Below are 7,654 nucleotides of genomic sequence, written 5' to 3'. Positions count from 1 at the left end.
CCCACTGATTAAAGTTTCACTTTATTTCATATATAATTTGACCTGTTTTCGTCATATCGTATCCGCCAATCACTTTTAATTCATTATGAAATTCTTCCGATTGCAGAATATCTTTCACGACTTCGATCAGCTCTTCATTTTCTTTATTCTTCAAAATCACTAAATCATACTGTTCTTTCATGATTGGAATAAAGTCTACATTTACAATCTGTGAAAACTTTTCTGAACCTACTCCTACGTCAGCTTTTCCATTTGCGACTTGCGTGGCAACACCAAGATGATTCGACTCTTCCCATTCATATCCACTAATACGCTCTTTATTTAATTTTTGAATGCGCAATTGTTCATCCACTAACACCCTAATGCCAGAACCTTTTTCTCGATTTACAAATCGTATAGATGATTGAGATAAATCAGCCCATGTTTTTATATTTTTCGGATTTCCCTTTTGCACATAAAACCCAACGTTTCTTACTAATAAATTAATCATCGTACATGGTTGTCCCACTAAAATACGTTTTACATACGGAACATTATATGTACCTGTTTCTCCATCAAACAAATGTAAGCTAACGATATTTCCTTCTCCTTGATACATTTTTACTAAACTCGTTAAACTACCTTGATATGCCCTTAATATGTTTGAACTTGGCAGGCGATTTTCTATACGTTTTGCCAACATATCTAACGTTAGTTCTTGTCCGCTAATAATACATGTATCCAAGCCCCTACTATCTTCGCTCTTTACAGGAGTACCTTGTATTTTCCCTGTTTTCATTTGCTTTATATATTGTTCTAAATCTGTTGCATCAATGCGCATCTGTCTACCAATTCTATAAGAAGGAAGTTCTCCTTTTTTAATTAGATCGTATACAGTTAATTTTGATACCTTTAATCGCTTCGCTACTTCTTCCGTTGTGTAGGAATGATGATCCATAGACGATTCCTCACTTTCTTCCTTCATTGTAACAAAGAAAAGAATATTTCTCCTATATTAAAAAACAACTATATCGTTCAAATTATATTCAATTATAACTAATTATATCTAGTTATAATTAGTTATAATTGAATATAATTGAATATATCAAAACGAAAGGGGATTTTTTTATGAACAAGTTTACATTACGATCCATCGGAGCACTTATACTTTCTTTTCTTCTTATATTTAGTGCCGCATGTACAAGCGGCGAAAAGAAAGAGAAATCAACTGCTAAAGAAGGAAAAGCAGTTGAACTTACTATATCAGCAGCTGCAAGCTTACAAGATGCACTAAAAGAAATTGAAACACAATATAAAGAAAAAGAACCTAATATTAAACTTTCTTTTAACTTCGGTGCTTCTGGTGCACTTCAACAACAAATTGAACAAGGCGCGCCTGCTGATTTATTCTTCTCAGCAGCCGAAGATAAATTCCAAACTCTTGTAAAAAAAGGATTCATTAATGAAAAAGAAGGGAAAAATCTTCTTGGAAATGAACCTGTTCTAGTTATCCCAAAAGATAGTTCTCTTACGAAAATTCAAGATTTAAAAGATAAAAAAATTAAGAAAATCGCACTTGGTACACCTGAATCTGTACCCGCGGGAAAATACGCAAAGGCTTCTCTCATACATGAAAATCTTTGGAATGACATTCAAAATAAAATCGTATTTACAAAAGATGTTCGCCAAGTGTTAACATATGTAGAAACAGGTAATGTCGATGCTGGTATTGTATACAAAACAGATGCTCTTATTTCAAACAAAGTAAAGATTGGTGAGACAGCAGCAGCTACTTCGCATGAGCCAATCCACTATCCTTTAGGTGTTATAAAGGAATCTAAGCATAAGAAAGAGGCGACTTCATTTTATGAGTATTTGCAGTCAAAAGATGCACAATCTATCTTTAAAAAATATGGATTTACAGTCCTATTATAATTGCCATGAGCTTTGATGCTATTTTTTCACCAATCTTTCTATCTATACGAGTAGCTGCATGCGCCACCATTATCGTTACAATTTTAGGGACGATTATTGGAAGGGCGTTAGCACGCTCCTCATGGAGATATAAAATAATATTAGAAACTATTTTCTTATTACCAATGGTACTTCCGCCAACTGTAATCGGCTTTTTTCTCATTATCATTTTTGGAAATAATAGTCCCATTGGAACGTGGATAGAATCAATATTTCAGCAGTCCATTATGTTCACATCTACTGCTGCAATCATCGCTTCTACAGTTGTTGCATTTCCGCTCATGTATCAATCAGCAAAAACGGGATTTTCTATTGCAAATATACAAATTGAAGAAAGTGCTCGCGACCTTGGTGCAAGTGAATATCAAGTTTTTCTGCACGTTACACTTCCGCTTGCATTTCCCGCCTTACTAAGCGGAATGATTTTGAGCTTTGTTCGTGCGCTCGGTGAGTTCGGTGCTACACTCATGTTTGCTGGGAACATTCCTGGTAAAACTCAAACAATCCCAACTGCAATTTACATGGCGATTGATGCAAGTAATATGCAGCTCGCTTGGACACTTGTAGTTATCACTATTAGTATGTCACTCCTATTTCTGCTATGTATTCAGCTTATTAATAAAAGAATTACTAACTCTTAAAGCAGCTTTTATCGAAGCTGCTTCTTTATTTCTTAGGAAATAAAATATACCACCGGGAAATAACTGAATTTTACCTTTTATTAAAATATACATTTTATTTGAATTCACTTTCTAAAATAGGCAATTTCCTGTTATTATATGGAGGTGTTTCAAAAAATGAAGAAATGAAAACGCATTTATATCGTGAATTCTTCATCCTGTTTTAGCGATCGGTAATCTTCTACTCTAGTAGTGGGGCATTACCGATCGTTAGAACGATATGTAATTATATTGGTATAGAAAACCGAAGGGAGTCTTGTAATGGACATTTTATTAGCGCTTCTTCCTGCAATTGCATGGGGAAACATCTTATTAGTAAGCGTAAAAATGGGCGGTGGTGCATATAGCCAAACGGTAGGTATGACAATCGGTGCTCTATTCTTCGCAACAATTATGTATGTATTTACTCAACCAGCTTTAACAATGACAGTCTTGATTGTTGGTTTTATTTCAGGTTTATTCTGGGCTTTAGGACAAGTAAACCAATTAAAAACAGTTGAAAAACTAGGTGTTTCAACTACTGTAACGATTTCTACTGGTATGCAACTTGTTGCAACTTCTATCTTTGGGGTTATCGCTTTCCGTGAGTGGACTACTACAACAACGATTGTTCTGGGAACGATTGCAATCCTATTAATCGTAGTTGGTGTTGTATTCACATCACTAGATGACAAAGAAAATGCACAGCCACCAGGACAATTGAAAAAAGGACTTCTTACTTTAATTGTTTCTACTTTCGGTTACCTTGTATATGTAATTATTATTCGTTGGTATAATATCGATGGTTGGTCTGCTATTTTACCACAAGCAGTTGGTATGTTTGTTGGTGCGGTTGTACTGACATCTAAACATAAACCATTTAACAAATATGCAATCCGTAATGCTTTATCTGGTTTACTATGGGGAACTGGAAACTTATTCTTACTTCTTTCATTACCACGTGTCGGAGTAGCAACAAGCTTCCCATTATCTCAAACTGGAATCGTTATCTCAACATTCGGTGCGATTGTCTTCTTAGGTGAAAAGAAAACAAAACGTCAATTGATCTTTATTGCACTAGGTAGTGTTTTAATTATCGGCGGTGCTGTATTGTTAGGTATGACAAAAGCATAAACTTATAATCTATTAATCCCTAAAGCAGTTATGCTTCAGGGATTTTTTATTACAACTATTTTTTAAGTATAATAATTTTTATAACCTTATTTATATTAACCCTCCTCCCTCCATTTCCATCCTTTTCACAATAAGTCTTTTCTTTTTACAAAATTCTCTTAAAAATGGTATCGTTTTTTATAACATATCTCCACTAGAAAGGAATAAAGGATATGCTAACTAAACATCGAATTCTATTTATTGGTGCTGGTCGTATGGCAGAAGCTATATTTTCCGGATTACTTAAAACAAGCAAAGAATACATCGAAAAAATTATCGTTTCTAACCGCAGCAACGTAGAAAAGCTAGAACAATTACGAGCGCGATATAATGTGTCTATCACAACAGATTGGAAGCAGCATGTTACATCTGTTGATACGATTGTTTTAGCAATGCCGCCTTCTGCACATGAAGAATTATTAGCGGAGCTATCTCCGTTACTATCGAATCAACTTGTCGTAACGGTAGCTGCTGGCATTGGTCCATCTTATTTAGAAGCTAGACTCCCTAAGGACACGCCTGTTGCTTGGATTATGCCAAATACAGCTGCTGAAATTGGGAAGTCAATCTCCTTATATACAACAGGACAATCAGTAAACGAGATGCATCAAGAAACCTTGCAACTGCTTTTAAGAGGCATTGGTACTTCGCAACTTTGCACTGAGGAAGAAGTTCATCAGCTTACTGCAATTACTGGAAGTGCACCAGCTTTCCTTTATTACTTTGCTGAAAGCTTAATTGCAGCAACAAAAAATTATGGAGTCGATGAAGCAACCGCAAAACACCTTGTCATTCAAATGATTTCCGGCTCTGCTTCTATGCTTGAACAAACGCAAGATCCAGCTAACCTCCGCGAACAAGTAACAACACCAGGTGGTTCCACAGCTGAAGGTCTCAAAGCTTTATATGAATATAATTTTTCAGAGGCAATTCAAAAAGCAGTAGAAGCAACAAACAAAAAAGCTAGGGGGAAATAATATGAATTTAACAGGTTTAAAAGACTATACAACATTACATAACGGTGTAAAAATGCCTTGGTTCGGTTTAGGTGTTTTTAAAGTAGAAGATGGTTCAGAAGTAATTGAATCTGTAAAAGCAGCAATTAAAAATGGCTATCGCAGCATCGATACTGCAGCAATCTATCAAAACGAAGAAGGCGTTGGACAAGCGATTCGTGAATCAGGTGTTTCACGTGAAGAATTATTTGTTACATCAAAAGTATGGAATAGCGATCAAGGATATGAAACGACACTCCAAGCATTTGAAACTACATTAGAAAAATTAGGTCTAGAATATTTAGATTTATATTTAGTACATTGGCCTGTAAAAGGGAAATATACTGAATCATGGAAAGCGTTAGAAAAACTTTATAAAGATGGCCGTGTTCGTGCTATCGGTGTGAGTAATTTCCACATTCACCACTTACAAGACGTATTTGAAATCGCTGAAATTAAGCCAATGGTCAATCAAGTGGAATACCACCCACGTTTAGCACAAGAAGAATTACACGCTTTCTGTAAAGAACATAACATCCAGCTTGAAGCTTGGTCACCATTAATGCAGGGACAACTACTGGATAACTCCACATTACAAGACATTGCGACAAAATATAATAAATCAACTGCACAAATTATTTTACGCTGGGATTTACAAAATGAAGTTGTAACAATCCCTAAATCTATTAAAGAACATCGCATTATTGAAAATGCAAATATATTCGATTTTGAATTAAGTGCTGATGACATGAAAGCAATTCAAGCTCTAAATGAAGATCGTCGCGTTGGTCCAGATCCAGATAACTTTAACTTCTAGTAGAAAAACCACTGCCATATGCAGTGGTTTTTCTCGTTAAATAAAACTGAAAATTTAAACTATATCCCGATTGGTTGACACTTCATCATCCAAGGTGTAAGATTTTGAATTATCAAAGAAACACAAAAATTAATAAAATTTATTCGTTTACTCATTGTATCAAGAGAGGTGGAGGGACTGGCCCTTTGAAACCTCGGCAACAGGTTCATTTTGAATACTGTGCCACTTCCTGCAAGCATTGTGCTTGAAAGATAGAATGAGGGACTTCGTTTATATACGGGTGCATAACTTGTACGTAAAAATCCCTCTTTCTCAATATGAAAAGAGGGATTTTTTATTTTTCATTTCCCTCATCATCATCCAAACTTAATTATTTAGGGGGAAAATCAAATGAAAAAGAAGTTTGTACCCGGTATTGCATCAGTTGTAGGAGTAAGTATTTTATTAACTGGTTGCGGTAGTTATAAAAACGAAGCAAGCGGAGCAAATGCAAAAGACGAGGCGCCTAGTAAACAGGTTTTAAACTTATCTTCACCTACTGAAATACGAACAATGGATACAGCTCGTGCTACAGATACTGATTCTGGTCAAGTAATGAGAAACGTATTTGAAGGTTTGTATAATCTTGGTGAAGGTAACAAACCTGTCCCTGGCGTTGCGAAATCTCATGAAGTAAGTGGCGATAAAACGAAATACACATTCCACCTGCGAGATTCAAAATGGTCAAACGGCACTTCTGTCACAGCAAAAGATTTTGTCTTCGCTTGGCAAAGAGCTGTCGATCCAGCAACAGCCTCTGAATATGCATTTCTATTCTTTGATATTAAAAACGCAACAAAAATTAACAACAAAGAACTTCCAGCCGATCAACTTGGTGTAAAAGCAATTGATGACCATACGTTTGAGGTAGAATTGGAACGTCCTGTTCCGTACTTTATAAGCTTAACAGCGTTCCCAACATTTCTACCAATTAACGAGGAATTCTTTAAAGCACAAGGTGATAAGTATGCCTTAGAAGACAATACAATTTTGTACAACGGAGCTTTTACACTAAGCGATTGGAAGCATGAGCAAAGCTTTAAATTTAAGAAAAACCCTACCTATTGGGATAAAGATACTGTCAAACTGGAAGAAATCAATTTTAGCGTCGTAAAAGAAAAATCTACAGAAGTAAATTTATTCGAGTCAAAACAATTAGATCGTATCAAACTAACATCTGACTTCGTTGATAAATATAAAAAGGATGCTAACTTTAAAGAACGGCCAAACGTAGGGGTACAGTTTCTACGTATGAATCAACAAAACAAAGTACTTCAAAACGTTTCTGCACGCCAAGCAATCGATCAAACAATTGATCGAAAATCCTTTGTACATACGTTATTAAATGACGGCTCTACACCAACCTCTAGTCTCGTGCCGAAAAACTTTGCAAAAGGACCTGACGGAACAGACTTCCGTGCTGCAAACGGCGATTTAACAAAGGTTGATACAAAATCTGCTCAAGAATTATGGAAAAAGGCAAAACAAGAGCTTGGTTCTGAAAAGATAACATTAGAATTATTAACAAGTGATGCTGACCTTGATAAGAAAACTGGTGAGTTCTTAAAAGGACAACTAGAAAAGAATTTAGATGGATTAACAGTAAATGTGAAACCACAACCACGTAAACAACAAGTTTCACTTTTATTAAAAGGTGACTACGAAATTGGAATTGACGGCTGGAGCCCTGACTTTGCTGATCCAATTACATTCCTTGAGCTATTTACAACGAATAACCCTTACAACTTAGATCATTACTCTAATAAGGAGTTCGATGAAACAATAGCAAAAGTGAAAACAACTTTAGCCGGTGATGAAAAAGCTCGCTGGGAAGCATTACTAGCATCCGAGAAAATATTATTTAAAGACTCTGTTATCGCTCCTCTTTACCAAAAAGGCGAATCTTATTTAGAACGTTCTTATGTGAAAGGAATTGTGCAAGTAGACTTTGCAGGTCAATTAAACTTCAAATGGGCCAAAATTGAAAAATAAAGCGAAACTTTAATCAGTGGGGTTTT

7 protein-coding genes and 1 riboswitch are annotated in these 7,654 nt (G+C 35.6%); of the genes, 6 read left to right on the top strand and 1 reads right to left on the bottom strand.

Translation table 11 applies throughout. The features are described from left to right. Positions 1-16 precede the first annotated feature (16 nt). Complete coding sequence (locus GFJ36_RS00940) at positions 17-964, bottom strand: helix-turn-helix transcriptional regulator (protein WP_098230781.1); 948 nt, start codon at positions 962-964, stop codon at positions 17-19. Between the two features lie 143 nt (positions 965-1,107). Between GFJ36_RS00940 and modA the strand changes: the two genes are divergently transcribed. The 6 genes from modA to GFJ36_RS00910 all read left to right on the top strand — a co-directional run bounded on the left by modA (position 1,108) and on the right by GFJ36_RS00910 (position 7,628). After that, positions 1,108-1,914, top strand: a complete 807-nt coding sequence (modA, locus tag GFJ36_RS00935) for a molybdate ABC transporter substrate-binding protein (protein ID WP_098230784.1) — start codon at positions 1,108-1,110, stop codon at positions 1,912-1,914. Positions 1,915-1,919: 5 nt separating this feature from the next. Continuing rightward, positions 1,920-2,594, top strand: coding sequence for a molybdate ABC transporter permease subunit (gene modB, locus GFJ36_RS00930; protein ID WP_087984959.1), 675 nt, complete (start codon positions 1,920-1,922; stop codon positions 2,592-2,594). A 300-nt stretch (positions 2,595-2,894) separates the two neighbouring features. After that, entirely contained in the window at positions 2,895-3,746 is an 852-nt protein-coding gene (locus tag GFJ36_RS00925; RefSeq protein WP_000353549.1) for a GRP family sugar transporter, read from the top strand. Positions 3,747-3,958: 212 nt separating this feature from the next. Next, positions 3,959-4,762, top strand: coding sequence for a pyrroline-5-carboxylate reductase (gene proC, locus GFJ36_RS00920; RefSeq protein WP_097891776.1), 804 nt, complete (start codon positions 3,959-3,961; stop codon positions 4,760-4,762). Between the two features lies 1 nt (position 4,763). After that, positions 4,764-5,597 (top strand): aldo/keto reductase, encoded by an 834-nt coding sequence (locus GFJ36_RS00915; protein ID WP_097891779.1) that lies wholly within the window; start codon positions 4,764-4,766, stop codon positions 5,595-5,597. Positions 5,598-5,750: 153 nt separating this feature from the next. Then, a riboswitch (SAM riboswitch) is annotated at positions 5,751-5,855 on the top strand. A gap of 132 nt (positions 5,856-5,987) precedes the next feature. Then, on the top strand, positions 5,988-7,628 hold the full coding sequence (locus GFJ36_RS00910; RefSeq protein WP_097907319.1) for a peptide ABC transporter substrate-binding protein: 1,641 nt from the start codon (positions 5,988-5,990) through the stop codon (positions 7,626-7,628). Positions 7,629-7,654 lie beyond the last annotated feature (26 nt).

This window comes from Bacillus sp. EE-W1 (assembly GCF_009760835.1).
In the GTDB taxonomy this organism is placed as follows: Bacteria; Bacillota; Bacilli; order Bacillales; family Bacillaceae_G; genus Bacillus_A; species Bacillus_A wiedmannii.
The sequence above is the reverse complement of the archived record's forward strand: the minus strand, read 5'-3'. Positions and strand labels throughout refer to the sequence as shown.